Raw genomic sequence first — 20,001 nt, forward strand, 5'->3', positions numbered from 1 at the left:
GATTACAGTGAATTGACAGAATAATTTATAAATTGTTTTACACATTATTTTGGATATCTTACTCTATTATTTCATCTAATACCCTACCATCTATATCATTCATTTCAAAGCCTAAAATTCTTGCAAAAGTTCCTGCATAGTCTATAAGACTCATTTCATCAATTACAATGCCTTTCTTAATCCCACACCCTTTTGCCATAAATACAGTAGTATAATCTTCTTTAAATGGAGAATATCCATGTGTTGATAGTGTAATATGTGCAATATTACCTATATCTTCTTCTTTTATATCTTCTATTACCTTCCTTTTATGATCATCTAAAAAGTAATATCCTTTTTTAGCTTCAAGCATAAATGCACATTTCTCATCTGCACCTAGTTCTTTTGCTTGATTAGATGTAAATATATTATCTATACAATTATGTTTCATATTAAATTCATTTAACAGTTCAAAAATTTCCTCTTTTATCTTTTCATCATCATTTTTTGTATAAACATAGGCTGACCCATCACAATTTTTAACTATTGCTAGGTAAGTAACTATAGACCCTTCTTTATTTACTTCAATATATCCTTTTTCTTTTAATAATCTATTTAAATAAATTACTTTGTTTTCATTTAAGCTACTATGATCACCTAGTAATATCAGTGTAGATTCTTCATACATATTAGACTCTTTAAGTGTATTAATTATTTGACCTAATCTTTGATCATGTCTATCTAAAGCTTCCTTTGCTTCTTTCCCCTCAAATCCAAATTCATGTCTTATGGAATCTAGGTCTGTAAAATGAACCATAGTAATATCAGCTTTCTTATTTTTTAAGGTGTCAATTAAGGATTTACTTGTAAAATTGTCTAGTTCAGGCTGGGCGCGACCTTTACGTATATACCCATATTTATAATTCATCTGAATTTGATAAAGTGGACTTCCATTTAATAATGAAACTATTATTTGATTTTGCCACTTTCTATTTGCAAATATTTCTGGCATATTATATTGTATCTTGGATTTAGCTGTTACAGGCCACAAAAGGGCTGCTACTTTCATCCCCTTTTCTATAGCTATATCATAAAATGTCTGTGCTTTTATATCACTCCTCTTCCAATACCAATCTGGAGAGTCAGTATTTAACTCAAAATAAGTATTATTTACTACCCTATGATTATTTGGATATTTTCCTGTTACAATAGAGGTATGAGCTGGATAAGTAAGACTTGGATAAACACTATATACATTTTTACAATATGAAGAGTCTTTTATAAATTCTTTGAAATTATCTAATGTATTTATATAATCAAAATCTAGGCTAGATAGACCATCAAAAGATACAATTATCAAATGTTTCGTTTTTCTATTCATCATTATTCTCCCTTTCATGATTAAGTAGCCATTCCTTTTTTGAAATTCCTCCTCCATATCCTACTAATTTACCACTACTACCTATGACTCTATGACATGGAATTATTATAGAAATGTTATTTTTATTATTTGCGCCCCCTACTGCTCGAGATGCATTTTTATTATTTATATTTTTAGCTATTTCACCATAAGAACAAGTTTTTCCATATTTTATATTTTTAAGTTCATTCCATACCTTTTTTTGAAATTCTGTTCCTTGTAATTTAAAAGAAATAGTAAATTCTTTTCTATCTCCTTTAAAATATTCAACTAATTGTTCCTTGCATTCTAAAATAATATCATTATGATTTTCTTTTTTATCTTTTTTATCTACAAAATTTACAGATAAAATATCTTTATCATCTGCTGTTATTTCTATAATTCCAAGAGGTGAATCTAAGTATAATAAATAATTAGAATTTTTTTTAGACATGCAATTCTCCTTTATTTTTGCATTGTCAACCATTTATTTAAAAAACAGTTGACAATCATGTTTTTTTAGAATATTATTTAATTGTTAAGTAAAATAAACCATATTAATTTAAAACTAAAAATTTTGGAGGAAAATTATGAAAACAAAAAATCTTTTATTATCATCATTATTTGTAGCTTTAACTGCAGTATGTGCACAAATTTCTATTCCACTTCCATCTGGAGTACCAATTACCTTGCAAATTTTAGCTGTTTTTTTATCAGGCACTATTTTAGGTGCTAAATTTGGATTTATATCGCAATTAGTATACATTTTAGTAGGTGCTATAGGTATACCCGTATTTGCATCTAGTAGTTCAGGACTTCAAATTTTATTTGGTTTAACGGGTGGATATATCTGGAGCTTTCCTATAGCTAGTTTTCTAATAGGGCTTATAACAGAAAATATAAAAACAAATAAAGATTCTATTATAATTATAAATTATAGCTTATCTTTTGTATTAGGTCTTATAACAATTTATATATTAGGATCCTTTCAATTTTATATTTTATCAAATATAGCTTATATAGATACATTAAAACTTACTATACTTCCCTTTATAATACCTGATTTGATAAAAATTGCTATATCAGTTCCTATAGCTTTAAAAATCAAAAAATCCTTATTAAAAGCAAATTTAATATATACATAATATCATATATTAAAAATAAAAAACCCCTAGGGGTTTTTTTATTTAATATATTCTTCAATTCTTTTTATCAATTGATTTTTTAATATATCTGATTTGGTAAAATCAATATTATCTACATAAAATTTTTCTAATTCATCATGTAAAGCTTTTGAATGTTTTATATTTTCTACTGCCTTTTTAATTAAATCATTTGAAACATTTTTATCTTCTTCTATAATTTTTTTGTATGGCTTATATTTTTCCTCATCCCTATATTTATTCAGATTTAAAGTTTTATTTTCATCTATAAATTTTTCATCTATAGTTATTCCTACCTTAATATCCTTAATAAATACAGTTTCTATTTTTTCTGGCATTAAAGGTGTATGTAAAACTTCTACATCTAATCCTTTTTCAATTGCAGATTTATATATTTTTTCAAGTATAGTTGTTTTTCCTGTTCCTATATCTCCACTTATACTATGAATTTGTGTTGAATTAGATAAAACAGATTCAGTACAGCTTACAAAACCTCCTGGAGTATATGCACTTCCAAATAAGTGTCTTGCTTTTCCAAGTTTATCTGAATAAGTATGACCCATAAAAATTTCAGATATAAATTCATTTGTCTTTAAATTTATTTGACCAAAATCCATAAATGAACTATTAAGCTCCATTGTATCTTCTAATACAAGTTTTGCAGCTTTTAAATATTTATATACTCTTTTAAAACTCCTACTTACATCCTTTGTTAAAGGAATTACTTTTTCTTTGTTTTCTTCCATTTTTTTAACATCCCAAAATTCACCCAAATTTATAATTTCATCAACTACTCCTGGATTTTTAGCTGCTATTGTATGAGGTGATGTAGCATCAATTGAATTATTATCAGATGAACAATGATGATATTCTATGTCAAAACCTCTTTTAAAAAATTCTCTACCTATATCCTTCATTAAAGATGATTTACCCGTTCCTGGTCCACCCTTTAACAAAAATATTCTATTTGCATCATTTCCTATAACATAATCATAATATGAAAAGAACCCTTCACCTGTATTTCCCCCCGGAAAATAATCTTTTATTATTGGCAATATAATTACCCCTTTCTAAGTTTATATTTTATTTTTAGATTTAAATTCATTGATTATCATTTCTTTTTTTCTTCTAGTGAGTTTCTTTATATTATATTCTCTTTTTGTTGCTTCTTTTTTACTATCATACTTTTCAAAGTATTCTAATTTAACAGGTAATCTTCCTCTTGTGTATTTAGCACCTTTTCCACTATTGTGCACCTTTAATCTATTGTCAATATCAACTGTCCATCCAGTATATAGAGTATTGTCCTTACATCGTAAAATATAAACATAATTCATATATTATCATCCTAAGCTCTTCGTTTTTTATATAATATCATATTAAATTAATTTTGTTAAAAATAATATGGCTTCATAATCTATTTGTATTTTCTTGTTATTTTCTTTTAAAATATTTCTTATATCAATATTTAAAGATTTTTTTATATGATCATCTAATAGATAATACATATCATCTATATTTAACATATCGATATATTCCTCCACTGAGTATATTTTATTCCAATTATACTTTTTTGTTTCAAAATTATAAAATATATTTTTATTTATTATTTCTTTCTTTATTTTAAATATATTATCTAAAGAAGAGTCATAGCTATTTAAAAATAATTTTAAATTTATTTTATTATATATATCATTTAGTTTTTCTTTGATTTTATAATCTGCACTTTTTTCAAATATCCAAAATAATGCCATAACTCCATCTTTTTTTAATGTATTTTTTATTTTATTAAGCCTTATTTTAGGATTTAAAAAGTGAAAGGAATTTGCACACATTATCATATGGTATTTATATGTTGGATTTTGCCATTCTTCAAAAGAAGATATATAAATATCAACATTTTGATTGAATTTTCTATCCATATAAGCTCCTAATTCATACTCTAGTTCTATACAAGTTACATCATTAAAATTCAAATCCAATATCCCTTCTGTAGCTTTTCCTGTCCCAGAACCTATTTCTAATATCTTACTATCTTTTCTTAAATCTCCATAATTGTTTATATCCATGAAAATTTCTTTTGGATATTTAAAAACTAGTTCATCGTATTTTTTAAATGTTTTATATATATTCTCACATCTTATATTATACATATTAATACCTCTTCTTTTTTTAATCTATATTCATATATACCCTTATATATGATAGAATATTTTTAATATAGATGAAAGGAGTTTTAAAAATGATAAAAGCTGATAAAATATTTATAGATAATATAAATGAAATATTATCCAATGGATATAGTACTGAAGATGGGAAGGTTAGACCACATTATTCTGATGGGACTCCAAGTCATACACTCTTTATACCTCAGGTATATGAGAAATATGATATTTCAAAAGGAGAATTCCCTATCATAACTCTTCGTCCTACAGCATGGAAAAGTGGGATAAAAGAAATTTTTTGGATTTACCAAGACCAAACTAATGAACTTTCAGTATTAAAAGAAAAATATAATATTCACTGGTGGGATGATTGGAATGTAGGTGATGGAACTATCGGAAAGAGATATGGGGCTACAATTAAAAAATACGATCTCATAAACAAATTACTTGATGGCATAAAAAATGAGCCTTATGGAAGGCGTCATATCATGGATTTATATCAGTATTCTGATTTTGATGAAAGTGAAGGATTGCATCCTTGTGCTTTTATGAGTCTATGGACGGTAAGGGGAGATTATTTAGATATGACCTTAGTGCAAAGATCAAATGATTTTCTAGTAGCTGGACACATAAATAAAATTCAATATGTAGCACTTATGATGATGATAGCAAAGGCTACAGGTTATAAGCCCGGAATATTTACTCATTTTGTTCAAAATCTTCATATATATGATAGACATACTAAACAAGCAAAAGAACTTTTAGATAGAAATCCAAAAGACACTCAAGCTAAATTAATTTTAGATACAGATAAAACAAACTTTTATGATTTTACTATAGATGATTTTAAAATGGAAAATTATGATCCAATAAAACCGCAATTAAAATTTGAACTTGCCATATAGGGGGTAGAAAATGCAAATAAATATGATCGTAGCTGTAGATAAAAATTTGGGGATAGGTAATGACAATAAATTATTAACCCATATCCCAGAAGATTTAAAATACTTTAAAAATGTTACTAAAGGCCATATTATAGTTATGGGTTATAATACTTATATGTCTCTACCAAAAAGACCCTTGCCAAGTAGAACTACTATAGTGCTAACTAGGAAGGCTAAAAACGCTTATAGTGAGCTTCAAGATGTATATGTATCTAAGAGCATAGATGAATTGTTTATCTTGCTTAAAGATGAAAATATGGCAGGTAAAGAGATTTTCATTTGTGGTGGTGCATCTATTTATAAACAATTCATGCCCTTTGCAAATAAATTATATATTACTCATATATTTGAAGAATTTAATGCCGATACTTTTTTTCCTGAAATAAAAAAGGAAATATGGCACATGGCAGAAATCAAAGCAGATTTTGAAAACATATATAATGAAAAACCTCATATATTTACTATATACAATAAAAAATAGACCATATGGTCTATTTTTTATTGTATATCATTATCTTTGTCTTTTATATCATATTCTACTCCATCAACTACATTTTTATTTCTAAAATTTACAACTCTACTCTTTTTATTTTTCTTAGGTATATATTTATCTAGATAATCTGATAATTTTGTATATGCATATAAAAATATAATTAGGTCATCTATCCAGCCTAAAAATAATATAGGATCTGGTATAATGTCAAATGGAAATATTATATATGCTGCTGCAATAGCAATCAATGCTTTTTTAGATAATGAAACATCACTATCTTTGAAAAATCTAGGTAACATCTTTAATTTATAAATGAACTTACTCATTTTTATCATCCCTTTATTAAAGTATACTTGTTTATACCCTTTTTTTTGAAATTTCAATTATATTTTTTATATAATTGAAAAATTACATGATGGTAATTCTTTCTTTAGTATATTAGTTATATTATCATTTTTATTACCCTCATCAGGAGATTCTCCCATTACTATATGTGTTATATCTTGTTCTTTGATAAATTTTATAATAGCTTCAGATAAATTTTTTGATCTTATCACAGTTAAATTTGCTCCTACAGCTTTTGAAACACCAAATAGGTATTCCAATGCTTCACCATCATTATTTTTATTAAGAAAGGTATCGTTTTCATTTACTACATGTATAACATATAATCCATCTTTATTTTCTTTTATACTGTCATTGCCAAATTTGATAAGTCTTTCACAGTTTTTCTGCTGAGTAACGCAAACCATAATCTTTTTTTCTTTCATTTATTGCTCCTTTCGCTAAAATACATCTTTATCATTTAGCTCTATGATATAACCATTATAACAATAATTTTAAAAAAATCAAAATAAAAAACAGGCTAAAAGCCTGCTCTATAATATGGCGGGAATATGTGAGAATCGAACTCACCCAGGACGCTCTTAACGCCCCGAACTGGTTTTGAAGACCAGAAGGCACACCAGCACCCATCTACTCCCAAAGCTATATGATTATTACTACTAATATATTTTAGCATATATAGGGATGTGAGTCAAGAGTGAAGAGTGCGCTAGCTTAAATTAATAAATCTCATTTATTTTAAATACATTTTCTTCATGAGTTTTATCATATATCATGCTAAAAACTCTATTAAATTTATTTGTCTTATCATCACTTGTTATACTTTCAATTGTCAGATCTACTAATATAGAGTTTTTATAATGATTTATTTTATATTCTTTTATTTTATATTCTTTTATGTTTTTATCTACATATTGCATTTCATAATACACTCTACTTTTTTTATCTGTATTTCTAAATAATGTAGATAACTTAGAAAGATCTTTATTGTTTAATATTTCATAATATTTTTCTATTGTATCAAATGGATCATTATATTCATCTTTTACTATTAAATCACTATATTTGATTGGATTTTCTATACTAAATATATTTGATAAAACTTCTTGTTTTTCTCCATCTATTAGAATTTGAACTGAATTTATAGAGTCTAATCCAGTCATAGTATTTACAATAGAATATATAAGTAATACTTCTTCCTTTTCTGTGAAATCATTTTTCTTTATATCATTAGAAAAATTTATATAGGCAATTTGGTTTTCTATATCTATTGATCTAACTCTTGTATCATTTGGTATTATATTATTTATATGATCATCAGCTATACCACTTATTAATTTCTCTAATACTTCTATTTCTATTTTTCTTGTTATATCTTTAATTGTTATATTTTTTATGACAAGTTTTTCATTGTATTCATCTGGATAATATAAGTCTATATTAAAATTATCTTCTATGGGATTAGGCGTTATTATAGGAGTATTCCCATCTAGAATTTCTCTATCATCATATCTTTCACAAGCACTTATTATAATTGTTAAAAATATTATAATAAAAAGAAAATTTTTCTTCATTTATTTCAACTCCTTATCTTATACAATAGTGTCATTTAATGGTAATTTTATATAAAAGGAAGTTCCTTTATTTATCTCACTTTTAACTTCTATTTTACCTTGATGTAGGATTACTATTTGATTTGCTATTGCAAGTCCTAAACCTGTACCTCCTGTATTTCTTGTTCTAGCTTTATCTACCCTATAAAACCTTTCAAAAATATGTTCTAAATCCTTTTCTGGTATTCCTATTCCATCATCTGTGATTTCAATGATAACATCTTTGTTTTTTGAATATAATGAAACATCTATAGCACCATTTTCTGGAGTGTACTTAATAGCGTTGTGCAAAATATTTATAATAGCTTGTTGAATTTTATTTTTATCTAAATTTATTTGAATTTTATTAAATTCATTATATTTTAATGTGATATTTTTCTCTTTAGCTAAAGGATTTAATCTACTTATTATTTTTTCTAATAAGTGATTTATATAAGTTGCCTTGTAGTTTAAATTTAGTTTTTCTTTATCTAAATCAACTAATGATAATAAGTCATCAATTATATTATTTAATCTATCTACTTCAGAGTCAATATCAGATAAAAATTCTTTATATATTTCTTCATCTACTTTATCTTGATGTAATAATGAACCTGATAATAACTTTATTGAACTTAAGGGTGTTCTAAGTTCATGACTTACATTTGCCACAAAATCTTTTCTTTGTAAATCCACTTGATCAAGCTTGGTACTCATTATATTAAAAGCATTAGCTAATTGTTTGAATTCATCATTAGTTTTAATTTCAACTCTTTGATTCAAATTACCACGAGCCATATTCATTATGGCATTGGTAAATTTTTGTATGGGTTTTGAGAAGATATTTGCAAGTATAAAGCTAATTACAGCTATAGATATAATAGATATAATAGATATCAAATATAGTGCTTTTTTTATATCATCTACTCGTGTGTAAATATTATCTATAGAAGTTGAGGTAAGTACTGCGCCTTCTATCTTGCCGTTTAAGATAAGAGGAACTGATGTATACATTATATGTCCATATTTTTTATAATAATATTCATTAGATAAGCTTTTTCCTTTTAATGCAGAATTCACTTCACTATGATTAAATTTTTCCCCTTCAAATTCTTCCTTTGAATCTATTGTCACAGTTTTTTCTTCATCTAATATAATTATCCTTGAATTAATTTCTTTACTATAGTTTATAACTTCATTTTTTATTATTTCATATATTATAGAATTAGATCTAGATTCATTAGAATAATCAATATCATTTGCTATAATATTAGTTTTTGCTAACATATCTATATTTTTTTCTTGTAAATATATGTTAGTAATAGTCTTTGTAATAAATATATTTATAACAATTAACAATAAAATAACTAATAATAAATAGGTGGAAACAAGTTTCCACCTTATACTAATAAATTTTGTTTTTTTATTTGTTTTTGCCCCTAAAATAGTAACCAACTCCCCATTTTGTAAGGATGTATTCAGCTTGTGATGAATTTTTTTCGATTTTTTCTCTAAGTCTTCTGATATGAACATCTACTGTTCTTAAATCACCAAAATATTCATAACTCCATATTATTTCAAGTAATTCTTCCCTTGTAAATATCTTGCCTGGATTTGTAGCTAGCAATAAAAGTAAATCAAATTCCTTTGCTGTTAAATTGACATCCTTACCCTCTATTGAAACTTTTCTACCAAGTGTATTTATAGTAAAATCATCAACTTGAATCACTTGATCTTGAACTTTACTATTTTTGTTTACAGCTCTTCTTAAAATAGCTTTAATTCTTGCTTTTAATTCTAAAATGTTAAAGGGCTTTGTTAAATAATCATCTGCACCATATTCAAGTCCTAAAATTTTGTTCATATCTTCACCTTTTGCAGTTAACATTATTATAGGAACTGTTGAACTTTCTCTTATCTTTTGACACACTTCCAAACCATCCATTTCTGGAAGCATTAAATCTAATATAATTAGATCAAATTCATTTTCTGTTGCTTTCTTAAGTCCTTCTTTTCCATCAAAAGCTGTATCTATTTCATAGTTATCTTGTTCAAGGCTATATTTTAGACCTTTAACTAATAAAGCTTCATCATCTACAATGAGTATTTTACTATCCATTTCCATCACCTCAAATTAATTTTTCTCTTCATTTATATTAAAATAATATCCTCTTACCTTTAATTCTTTTAGTAATTTTTCTTCTATCAAAATCTTCTAACAATACAATAGCAATCTTTCTACTTGTATTTAAAGCATCTCTAAAATCCCCTAAAGAAATTGATTCATTTTCTTTTAAATATTCCTTTAAAACACTTATAGATTTTTCATAATAAACTTTAGAGATTATTAAATCTTCATTTAATAAAACTAAATCCTCAGATTGAATCATGGCATTTATTGTTTTTGAAATATCTTGATTTTTATAGTCTAATATATTGATTATATCACTAATCTTTGGAGTATTAAATTTTTCTTTTAGCATTAAATCATTTATATCATTTTTTATGCTTTTTTCTGATTCACTAAATTCTATTTCAAAATCTTTTAAAGATATAAATAAATCATTTTGTTTTAAAATATCATCATCTATTAATTTATCAATAAAAAGTTCCCCTAATTTAGGTTTTATATTAAAAAAGTATTTACTTCTTAATTCTTCTCTTAAAACACCCTTTTTTAAAGAATTTTTTTCATGATATTTATTTAAAAATTCTTTTATATCATCTTTTATTTTATTGAAATAATCAATATGAATAAAAGATTGTGTGTCTGATAGTTTGAAAGCTACTATTTTTTCTTCACCTATTAATTTTTTTATATTTTTTTTTATTTCTTCTTCTTTTGTAACAAGCTCAATTGATAAATCTTTTATAGATGCAAATTCTCTACTTCTTTCTTTGATACTTTCTTCTAAAATTTTTACCTTATTTCCAGTTTCTCTATTTTTTAATTCTTCTATTATATCTGCTTTAAATCTTTTTTTCTTTGATGGATTATTATCTAATACTATTCCTCCACCTACAGTAGTCATAGGTGAGTAAAATCTCACTATAAATCTATCGCCTATCTTAGATGAAGTTAAACTTTCAAGTCTTAGTTGTACATAACCACTTTCTCCAGGAGTTAAGTTTTCCTTATCTAGTACAACTGCTCTTGCTAGTATTTCTTCAGTACCTAAATATAACCTTAACCTTGTTCTATTTTCTATTATCCATGGTGAATTATCTAAAACATTCAATTTAACATCAAGCATTCTGGTGTTTACCATAGAATCTGGAAGTGATATTATATTTCCTTTTTCTATTTCTGATTTTTTTACACCTACTATATTAACAGCAACTCTTTGACCTGCAATTGCAGTTTCGGAATTCTCTCCATGAACCTGTATTGATCTTATTCTAGCCTTTAGCCCTTTAGGATAAATTTCTACTTCATCACTTATTTTTAAATTTCCTTGTAACAAAGTACCAGTAATTATAGTTCCAAAACCAGTAAGTGTAAATACTCTATCTATTGGTAACCTTGGAATATTTTCTATATCCCTATCTTCTATTTCACCCGTTAAAACATCAATTTCTTCTGCTAATTTATCTAATCCTTTGTTCTTGGTAGAAGAAATTTCAATTATTTTTGAATCTTTCAAGAAAGTATTTTCTACACTTTCATAAATATCTTCTTTTACAAGTTCTATCCAATCACTATCAACCAAATCAGTCTTAGTTAATGCTATTATACCTTTTTTTATATTTAAAAGATTAAGTATATTAAGATGTTCTATAGTTTGAGGCATCATGCCTTCATCTGCTGCAACTACTAGAATTACAACATCCATTCCACTTACACCTGCTAACATATTCTTTATGAATTTTTCATGTCCTGGTACATCTATTATTCCAGCACGTCTACCACTTGGTAGATCAAAATACGTAAAGCCAAGCTCTATTGATATACCTCTATCCTTTTCCTGTTTTAAATTGTCAGTTTCTCTGCCTGTTAGTGCTTTAATAAGGGTTGTTTTACCATGATCAATATGTCCTGCTGTTCCTATAATAACGTTTTTCAAACTATTCACCTCTATAATTATTTATTGCCCATTTAATTCCCTCAGATATAACTTGTATTTCATCTTCTCTTACTGTTCTTAGATCTATATATAGTTCATCATTTTTAATCCTTCCAACTATAGGAGGATTAAAATTTCTCAAACTTTCTTCAACTTTGTTCATCTTTTTATCTAATGATTTTATGATTATTACTTTTGTTTTTATTTGCTCAAGTGGTAATGATCCTCCACCTACTTGAGAGAAGTCATCTTTTATTTGTATTTTTATATTTTTTATATTAATTAATAAATCATATAATTTTTTAGCCTTATTTTCTATTTCTTCAATATTCATAGTAAGCATCTTTAATGTCTCGATGTTTTTTATAGCCTTATCTTCATCTAAATATTCTCTTAAAGTAAGTTCAAGTGCAGCTAATGTCATTTTATCAACTCTAAGTGCTCGTGTAAGTTGATTCTTTTTCATTTTTTCTATTAGATTCTTTTTACCTACTATTATTCCAGCTTGAGGCCCACCTAATAATTTATCTCCACTAAAACTAACTATATCTACGCCCTTTTCTATAGATTCTTGGACTGTAGGTTCATAACTCAATCCATATTTGCTTAAATCAATAAGTACCCCACTACCTATATCTTCTACTACCGGAATATTGTTTTTCCTTCCTATTTCTACTAGTGATTCTAAATCTACACTTTCTGTAAATCCTAGTATTTTATAATTACTTGTGTGAACCTTTAGTAAAAGTCCAGTTTCCTCATTTATTTCTCTTTCATAGTCAAATTCATGTGTTTTATTTGTAGTGCCTACATCAACTAAATGAGCTCCACTTTCTTTCATAACATCAGGGATTCTAAAAGAACCTCCTATTTCAACCAATTCACCACGAGATACTATAACTTCCTTTTTTTTAGCTAGACTAGATAATATAAGCATAACAGCTGAAGCATTGTTATTAACTACAAGGCTTGCCTCTGCACCTGTTATTCTACATATAATATCTTCTATATGACTATATCTTGAACCTCTTTTACCTTCTTTTAAATCATATTCTAAATTAGAGTAATTTGATGAAGTTTCTATTACTTTTTCCATTATCTCTTTTGATATTAAAGATCTTCCTAAATTAGTGTGTATGACTGTTCCGGTTGCATTTATAAGTTTTTTAAGCTTTGGTTTTATTTTATCTTTCGCAGATTTGATTATTATTTGGCTTATATTATCTATATTTTCATATAAATTTTCTTTTTTTATATTATTTGAGATATCAAATCTGAATTTATCTAGAGTATCTCTTATGGATTCTATGATAATCTCTCTTGGGAGATATTCTAGAGCTTCCTTTATCTTTTCTTTTTCTAAAATATCATCTACTTTAGGTAAAGATCTAAATAATTCTTTTTTATCTGTCATTACCTCACCTCTTATTCTACAACTATATAATGATCTTGCTTTGCGAGTACTCTTCCTACTAGCCTATATTCTGTATCTAGGTCTTTTAATTTTTCCATTAATCCATCTTTTTTTTCTTTAGATACAGATATTAATAATCCTCCTGATGTTTGAGGATCAAATAATATATCTCTTAAAGGTTCTGATACATCTTCACTTATTTTTACATTATCTCCTATAAAAGTTTTATTATTATATGCTCCTTCAGGTATTATTCCCATATTTGCAAGTTCATAAGCTTCTTCTATGAAATGTACTTTGTCTGAGTAAAAAACAAAAGTTTTGTTACTTCCCTTTGCCATTTCAAGTCCATGTCCTAAAAAGCCAAAACCTGTAACATCTGTAGCACTATTTACTCCAACTTCCATCATAGAATCTTTTGCCTTTTTGTTTAATGTAGTCATAGTTTTTATAGCTTCTTTATATCCATTTTCACTAGCCATATCAGCCTTTATTGCAGTATTTAATATTCCAATTCCAAGTGGCTTTGTAAGAATTAGATAGTCTCCTTCTTTTGCACTACTATTTCTTACAACATCTTTTGGATTTATAAATCCTGTAACTGAAAGCCCATATTTAGGTTCATCATCTTCTATGGTATGTCCACCTACTATTAGTGCTCCTGCTTCTAATACTTTATCATTTCCACCTTTTAATATTTCTGTCATTACATCAGCTGATAAACAATTTGGAAATGCAATGATATTCATTGCAAGTTTTGGATCTGATCCCATAGCATAAATATCACTCATAGAATTTGCTGCAGCAATTTGTCCAAATACATATGGATCATCTACAACTGGTGTAAAAAAATCAACTGTTTGAATTATTGCAGTATCATCATTTATCTTATATACTGCTCCATCATCTGAAGTATCTATCCCAACTATTAAATTAGGATCGACATTTTTAGGTATATGACACAAAACTTGTGCCAAGGTCTCAGGACCTATTTTACCTGCTCAGCCAGAAGCAGATGTCATTTGTGTAAGTCTAAGTTCTTCTTTCATATATATTACTTCCTTTCTAAATCGTAAGTTTATTCTTTATATTTTCAAAAGTTTTTTCTCCAATTCCATCTACATTCATTATATCTTCTATCTTTATGAATTTAGTCTTAGCTCTATATTCTATAATATTATTTGCCTTTACTTTGCCTATTCCAGGAAGTGATTCTAAACTTGCATTATCAGCAGTATTAATATTTATTTTTGAACTATCATCTGCTGGATTTCCTTCATGAGTCTGTGTGTTTTGATCACTTTCATTATTTATTATTTCTTCTTCTCCAATTTTATAGATATGAATCTTTTCTTCATCAACAATTTTTTTAGCTAAATTAACCTTATTTATATCAGCTTCTTGTGTAAGTCCACCTGCAATTTCTACAGCATCATTGACTCTACTTTCAGCTTCTAATGTAAATATTCCAGGATTATTTACTGCTCCACTTATATGGATTACAATATCTGCTAAGTCTACTTGAAGATCCTCTTCTTTAGTCTCTATTTCATTTTCCAAATTAGAATTGTCTAAGTTTGTAGAAGCTTCATAAACTATATCCTCTTCCCTATCCATTAGTAAATTAAATCCTATTACACCTATGACAAGTATAACTAATATAAGTATAACTATTTGCTCCTTTTTTGTAAAGCTTGGCATAATTTAACCCCCTTAAATCAATACAATATAGTTATACTTCTACAAAAAAATACAAATTCCTTTAAAATTTATATAATAATTTTAAAAAAGTATTTTTTTGTTTAAAATCTATGCTATTTTCTGTTATACTATATAATATCTAAATATAAGAAGGTGGAAAATTGAAAAAAAGTATAGTTATAATTGTAATAATGCTCATATTGAATTTGAACTTAGCAGTATATGGACAAAGTAATGATTTATTAAAGGATGATATAAATGCACAATCAGCCATTTTAATTAATGGAGAAACAGGTGAAATATTATTTGAAAAAAACATGCATAAAAAAATGTATCCAGCCAGTACTACAAAAATACTTACTGGTATACTTGCTCTTGAACAAGGTGACTTAGATAAAATTGTAACTGTAGATGATAAGACACCTTTTGAAATTGATGGTACGCATATAGCTCTTGAACCAGGAGAAGAACTTCGCTTTAAAGAACTTTTAAATGCAATGCTCATAGAATCAGCCAATGATGCTGCTCTAGTACTTGCAAAAGATATGGCAGGAAGTGTAGAGGATTTTTCTAAATTAATGAATGAAAAAGCAAAGGAAATTGGAGCAATTAATTCTAATTTTGTAAATCCAAATGGACTCCCTGATGAAGACCATATTTCTACAGCTTATGATTTAGCTATGATTGCTAAATATGGTATGAAAAACAAGCAATTTAGAAATATAGTGAAAAATTATCAGTACAGTATAGAAGCTACTAACATGAAAAACGAAAGAAGAAATATGCAATCTGTAAATAAATTATTATATAGTAATCAAAAAATAAATTTAGATGGCAATTACATAGATATAAAGTATGATGGAGCAATAGGGGTTAAAACAGGATATACAAAAGATGCAGGAAATTGTCTAGTATCTGCTGCAAAAAGAGATGGAAAAATGCTAATATCTGTAGTTTTAAAATCACAAGGAACTAATTTATGGATAGATACACATAAACTTTTAAATCATGGTTTCAATGATTTTGATAAAAAAATATTGGGTTTTAAAAATGAATTCGTGAAAAATATTGATATAAATAATGGAGATAAGGATTTTGTTACAGGAGTTATTTCAGAAGATGTTTCAGTTTCATTAAAAAGTGATATGAAAAATGATATATCTAAGAAAATTAAAATAAATGACAATATAAGAGCTCCTATTGAAAAGGGTGAAGTCTTAGGCAGTATTGAGTATATTAATGATGAAAAGATTATAGAGAGTGTAAATATAGTCTCAGCAGAAGAAATAAGTCTCATAGCAGGTTATGAAAAAACTCTTTCTGCTTCTCTATTTAATGATTTTAATATATGGTGGATTGTAATTATTCTTTTTTTATTTTTGATTTTAAGAATTAACATACTCAGAAAAAGACGAAAAAAGAGAAAAAGAAAGAAAAGAAAAATATAAAGAAGGCTCAATCTTGAGCCTTCTTTATTTGAATCTTCTTATTTCATCTAAATAATTATATATTGTATAAATAGATACACATAATTTTTCTGCTAAATATTCTACTGAACCTTTTATTAGAAAAACACCTTTTTCTTCCAATTGATTTACTACTTCTATTTTATCGTTTCTTGTTAAATATTTTATAGGTTTAGCTTTTTCTTCTAATACTTCTCTAACCAAACTATATAAAATATCATTTACATTTTCAAAATTATTTTTTGAATAATCTATAGTTTTTTCTTTTTCATCTATTGTTTGCGTAAGTTCTGATATAACTTTTTGTGCTACCAAAAATTCGGATATATCTACATTTATACATAAGCAGCCTATAACTTCATTTGACTCATCTTTTATAAAAAGAGTAGATGATTTTAATGTTCTCCCATCTTTTGTTATAGTTTTATATTTGATAAGATTTTTTTCATATTCATCTTCTCTTAGAGCTTTTATACCTTTTTCAGCCATAGGGCTTCCAATTTCTCTGCCTGTAATGTGACCATTGGATATTGCTATAACCGAATTTTCAGGATTTTTTAAATCGTGTAAAACTACCTCACAATTACTTCCAAGTGTCTTTGAGATCCCTTCTACAAGTGGTATCATATTTAATAATAAGGGATGTACTTTCTTTATAGTCATCTTTTCACCTCATTAGTTTGCTACAATGTTTACTAATTTTTTAGGTACAACTATCACCTTTCTTATCGTTTTACCTTCTATGAGATTCTTTATTCTTTCACTTTCTAAAGCCTCTTTTTCTAAATCTTCTTTAGATAAGTCAGATCCAACCATCATTTTATCTCTTACTTTGCCATTTACCTGTATAACTACTTGCACTTCATCTTTTATAAGTGCAGCTTTTTCATATTTAGGCCATCTTACATCATGCACACTTTGAGTTTTGCCAATCATATTCCATAACTCTTCACTTAAATATGGAGAAAAAGGAGCAAGCAATACTATTGTAGTTTCAATAGCTTTTGATAATAATTTATTTTTGTTTTTATTTTCATTTTCATTTACTTCTCTAAATTTATTTGTATCATTTACAAATTCCATTATTGCAGATATAGCTGTATTAAAATTAAATCTTTCTTTTATATCCTCTGTTACTCTTTTTATGGTATTGTTTAGAGAATAATTAAATTCTTTTTCTTTCTTGCTTAATTTACTTATATCATTTAATTCTTTGCCATTATAATTATCTCTTAATTCATCTATTAACCTATATACTCTATTTAAAAATCTAAAGCAACCTTCTACTCCACGTTCATTCCACTCTAAATCTCTTTCAGGTGGGGCTGCAAATAATACAAAAAGACGTGCAGTATCTGCTCCATAATTATTTACTATCTCTTCAGGACTTACTACATTGCCTTTTGATTTAGACATCTTAGCTCCATCTTTTAAAACCATTCCTTGGGTAAGTAAATTTTCAAATGGTTCATCTACTGGAGAAAGTCCCATGTCATACAATACCTTTGTAAAGAATCTTGCATATAATAAATGTAGTATTGCATGTTCTACTCCGCCTATATATTGATCAACTTTCATCCAATATTTTGCATCTGACTTTTCAAAAGCTTTTTTGTCATTATTAGCATCAGTGTATCTTAAAAAGTACCAAGAACTATCTACAAATGTGTCCATTGTATCAGTTTCTCTTCTTGCCTTCTTACCACATTTTGGACAGGCAGTATACATAAATTCCTTACTTGTAAGTAATGGAGATTCACCTTTTCCACTGAATTCTACATCTGTAGGTAGAAGTACAGGTAAATTTTCTCTAGCTACAGGTACTACTCCACAGTCATCGCAATAAACCATAGGTATTGGTGTTCCCCAATATCTTTGTCTTGAGATAAGCCAATCTCTAAGCCTATAATTCACAGTTTTTTTACCTAGGTTTTCTGATTCAATATATTTTGTTATTTCTTTTGATGCTTTTTTTGTCGTTAAGCCATCAAATTTATCAGAATTTACAATTATACCATCTTCTACATACGCTTCATTTAGCTTAGCATCTTCTTCACCAGCTTTAACTATTACTCTTCTTATATCTAAATCATATTTTTTAGCAAATTCAAAATCGCGAGCATCATGTGCTGGTACTGCCATTATAGCACCTGTTCCATAGTCTATTAATACATAATTTGCTATATATATTGGTATCTCCTTTTTAGTTAAAGGATTTATAGCATATCTACCTGTGAAAACTCCTTCTTTTTCTGTATCAAGTGATGTTCTATCAATATCTGATATATGTTCTAATTTTCTTTTAAAATCCCTTATAGTATCTTCATATTGACTATCCTTTACTAATTTATTTACTAAAGGATGCTCAGGAGCTAAAACCATATAAGTTACACCATAAATAGTGTCAGGACGAGTAGTAAATACATTTAACTCATTATCAAAGTCTTTGATTTTAAAGTTTATTTCAGCACCTTCACTTTTACCTATCCAGTTTTTTTGCATTGATTTTACTTTTTCAGGCCACCCATCTAACTTATCCATATCTTCTAACAATCTATCTGCATATTCTGTGATTTTAAAATACCATTGGTCAAGTTCCTTTTTACCAACTTCACTATCACATCTTTCACAATTTCCATTTACTACTTGCTCATTGGCTAAAACTGTTTCACAAGATGGACACCAGTTAACAGCATAATTTTTCTTATATGCTAAACCCCTATTATACATTTCTATAAAAAATTCTTGTGTCCACTTATAATAATCTGGTGAACATGTAGCTATTTCTCTATTCCAATCATAAGAAAGACCTATTTCTTTTAACTGTTCTCTCATATCAGCAATATTTTCTAAGGTCCATTTATTTGGATGAATACCATGTTTTATAGCTGCATTTTCTGCTGGAAGCCCAAATGAATCCCAGCCCATAGGATGAAGCACATTGTAGCCTTCCATTCTCTTAAATCTAGCTACTACATCTCCTATTGAATAGTTTCTCACATGCCCCATATGAATACGTCCTGATGGATAAGGGAACATTTCTAATTGATAGTATTTCTTTTTGTCTGTCTTAAAGCTTTCAAATGCACCTTTGTCTTCCCAATTTTTCTTCCATTTCTTTTCAATCTTACTGAAATTATAAGTCATATTTTCACTCCTATTTATATATTTTAAAATTATTAAACATTAAAAAACTTCTCATCTCTATCTATTGATTTAGATAGGGACGAGAAGTTACTCGCGGTACCACCCTAATTGACTATAAAGCCCACTTAA

General features: G+C 27.0%; 20 protein-coding genes, 1 tRNA gene and 1 other annotated feature (1 of these 22 running past the window's edge). Of the genes, 4 read left to right on the forward strand and 17 right to left on the reverse strand.

Annotation, left to right across the window (positions count from 1 at the left end; genetic code table 11):
• Positions 1-58: 58 nt before the first annotated feature.
• The gene (locus tag ACTHUW_RS01240; protein ID WP_442197826.1) at positions 59-1,360 is read right to left on the reverse strand and encodes an alkaline phosphatase family protein; all 1,302 of its coding nucleotides are present in this window, start codon (positions 1,358-1,360) and stop codon (positions 59-61) included.
• Complete coding sequence (locus ACTHUW_RS01245; RefSeq protein ID WP_442197827.1) at positions 1,353-1,832, reverse strand: methylated-DNA--[protein]-cysteine S-methyltransferase; 480 nt, start codon at positions 1,830-1,832, stop codon at positions 1,353-1,355. The genes ACTHUW_RS01240 and ACTHUW_RS01245 overlap by 8 nt, the downstream gene beginning before the upstream one ends.
• A 136-nt stretch (positions 1,833-1,968) precedes the next feature.
• Between ACTHUW_RS01245 and ACTHUW_RS01250 the strand changes: the two genes are divergently transcribed.
• Positions 1,969-2,523 (forward strand): biotin transporter BioY, encoded by a 555-nt coding sequence (locus tag ACTHUW_RS01250; RefSeq protein WP_442197828.1) that lies wholly within the window; start codon positions 1,969-1,971, stop codon positions 2,521-2,523.
• A 38-nt stretch (positions 2,524-2,561) separates the two neighbouring features.
• Here ACTHUW_RS01250 and ACTHUW_RS01255 read toward each other — a convergent pair whose 3' ends face one another.
• The 3 genes from ACTHUW_RS01255 to ACTHUW_RS01265 are packed head-to-tail and all read right to left on the reverse strand — an operon-like array spanning position 2,562 to position 4,694.
• Positions 2,562-3,596, reverse strand: coding sequence for a hypothetical protein (locus tag ACTHUW_RS01255; RefSeq protein WP_442197829.1), 1,035 nt, complete (start codon positions 3,594-3,596; stop codon positions 2,562-2,564).
• Positions 3,597-3,617: 21 nt separating this feature from the next.
• Positions 3,618-3,878 carry a GIY-YIG nuclease family protein gene (locus ACTHUW_RS01260; protein ID WP_442197830.1) on the reverse strand — a complete coding sequence of 87 codons (261 nt, stop codon included), beginning with the start codon at positions 3,876-3,878 and terminating at the stop codon, positions 3,618-3,620.
• A 42-nt stretch (positions 3,879-3,920) separates the two neighbouring features.
• Positions 3,921-4,694, reverse strand: a complete 774-nt coding sequence (locus ACTHUW_RS01265) for a methyltransferase domain-containing protein (protein ID WP_442197831.1) — start codon at positions 4,692-4,694, stop codon at positions 3,921-3,923.
• A gap of 89 nt (positions 4,695-4,783) precedes the next feature.
• Here ACTHUW_RS01265 and ACTHUW_RS01270 point away from each other — a divergent pair, with 89 nt between their 5' ends.
• A complete protein-coding gene (locus ACTHUW_RS01270) occupies positions 4,784-5,611 on the forward strand; it encodes a thymidylate synthase (RefSeq protein ID WP_442199154.1) in 828 nt (275 codons plus the stop codon).
• Positions 5,612-5,621: 10 nt separating this feature from the next.
• Complete coding sequence (locus ACTHUW_RS01275) at positions 5,622-6,131, forward strand: dihydrofolate reductase (RefSeq protein ID WP_442197833.1); 510 nt, start codon at positions 5,622-5,624, stop codon at positions 6,129-6,131.
• A 17-nt stretch (positions 6,132-6,148) separates the two neighbouring features.
• Here the strand turns inward: ACTHUW_RS01275 and ACTHUW_RS01280 are convergent, their stop codons facing one another.
• From ACTHUW_RS01280 to ACTHUW_RS01325, 10 genes are all read right to left on the reverse strand, one after another.
• Positions 6,149-6,469, reverse strand: coding sequence for a YkvA family protein (locus tag ACTHUW_RS01280; RefSeq protein ID WP_442197834.1), 321 nt, complete (start codon positions 6,467-6,469; stop codon positions 6,149-6,151).
• Between the two features lie 66 nt (positions 6,470-6,535).
• Positions 6,536-6,913, reverse strand: a complete 378-nt coding sequence (locus tag ACTHUW_RS01285; RefSeq protein ID WP_442197835.1) for a universal stress protein — start codon at positions 6,911-6,913, stop codon at positions 6,536-6,538.
• 116 nt (positions 6,914-7,029) lie between these two features.
• Positions 7,030-7,126: transfer RNA gene (locus tag ACTHUW_RS01290), tRNA-Sec, on the reverse strand.
• An 81-nt stretch (positions 7,127-7,207) separates the two neighbouring features.
• Positions 7,208-8,062 (reverse strand): GerMN domain-containing protein, encoded by an 855-nt coding sequence (locus tag ACTHUW_RS01295; protein ID WP_442199517.1) that lies wholly within the window; start codon positions 8,060-8,062, stop codon positions 7,208-7,210.
• 18 nt (positions 8,063-8,080) lie between these two features.
• Entirely contained in the window at positions 8,081-9,535 is a 1,455-nt protein-coding gene (locus ACTHUW_RS01300) for an ATP-binding protein (RefSeq protein ID WP_442212329.1), read from the reverse strand.
• A complete protein-coding gene (locus ACTHUW_RS01305) occupies positions 9,504-10,199 on the reverse strand; it encodes a response regulator transcription factor (protein WP_442197838.1) in 696 nt (231 codons plus the stop codon). The genes ACTHUW_RS01300 and ACTHUW_RS01305 overlap by 32 nt, the downstream gene beginning before the upstream one ends.
• Positions 10,200-10,236: 37 nt before the next feature.
• Complete coding sequence (gene selB, locus ACTHUW_RS01310) at positions 10,237-12,144, reverse strand: selenocysteine-specific translation elongation factor (protein WP_442197839.1); 1,908 nt, start codon at positions 12,142-12,144, stop codon at positions 10,237-10,239.
• A 1-nt stretch (position 12,145) separates the two neighbouring features.
• On the reverse strand, positions 12,146-13,558 hold the full coding sequence (gene selA, locus ACTHUW_RS01315) for an L-seryl-tRNA(Sec) selenium transferase (protein WP_442197840.1): 1,413 nt from the start codon (positions 13,556-13,558) through the stop codon (positions 12,146-12,148).
• Positions 13,559-13,569: 11 nt separating this feature from the next.
• Entirely contained in the window at positions 13,570-14,607 is a 1,038-nt protein-coding gene (gene selD, locus ACTHUW_RS01320) for a selenide, water dikinase SelD (RefSeq protein ID WP_442210109.1), read from the reverse strand.
• A gap of 16 nt (positions 14,608-14,623) precedes the next feature.
• Positions 14,624-15,259, reverse strand: coding sequence for a helix-hairpin-helix domain-containing protein (locus tag ACTHUW_RS01325; RefSeq protein WP_442197842.1), 636 nt, complete (start codon positions 15,257-15,259; stop codon positions 14,624-14,626).
• Positions 15,260-15,420: 161 nt separating this feature from the next.
• On the opposite strand from ACTHUW_RS01325, the gene ACTHUW_RS01330 reads away from it, so the two are divergent.
• The gene (locus ACTHUW_RS01330) at positions 15,421-16,707 is read left to right on the forward strand and encodes a D-alanyl-D-alanine carboxypeptidase family protein (protein WP_442197843.1); all 1,287 of its coding nucleotides are present in this window, start codon (positions 15,421-15,423) and stop codon (positions 16,705-16,707) included.
• Between the two features lie 24 nt (positions 16,708-16,731).
• On the opposite strand, the gene ACTHUW_RS01335 is transcribed toward ACTHUW_RS01330, so the two are convergent.
• Complete coding sequence (locus ACTHUW_RS01335; protein WP_442197844.1) at positions 16,732-17,388, reverse strand: helix-turn-helix transcriptional regulator; 657 nt, start codon at positions 17,386-17,388, stop codon at positions 16,732-16,734.
• A gap of 12 nt (positions 17,389-17,400) precedes the next feature.
• On the reverse strand, positions 17,401-19,872 hold the full coding sequence (leuS, locus tag ACTHUW_RS01340; protein ID WP_442212331.1) for a leucine--tRNA ligase: 2,472 nt from the start codon (positions 19,870-19,872) through the stop codon (positions 17,401-17,403).
• A gap of 72 nt (positions 19,873-19,944) precedes the next feature.
• Positions 19,945-20,001, reverse strand: a binding site (T-box leader) (it continues 126 nt past the right edge of the window).

Source organism: Senegalia sp. (in: firmicutes) (assembly GCF_052088025.1).
Taxonomy (GTDB): Bacteria; Bacillota; Clostridia; order Tissierellales; family SIT17; genus Anaeromonas.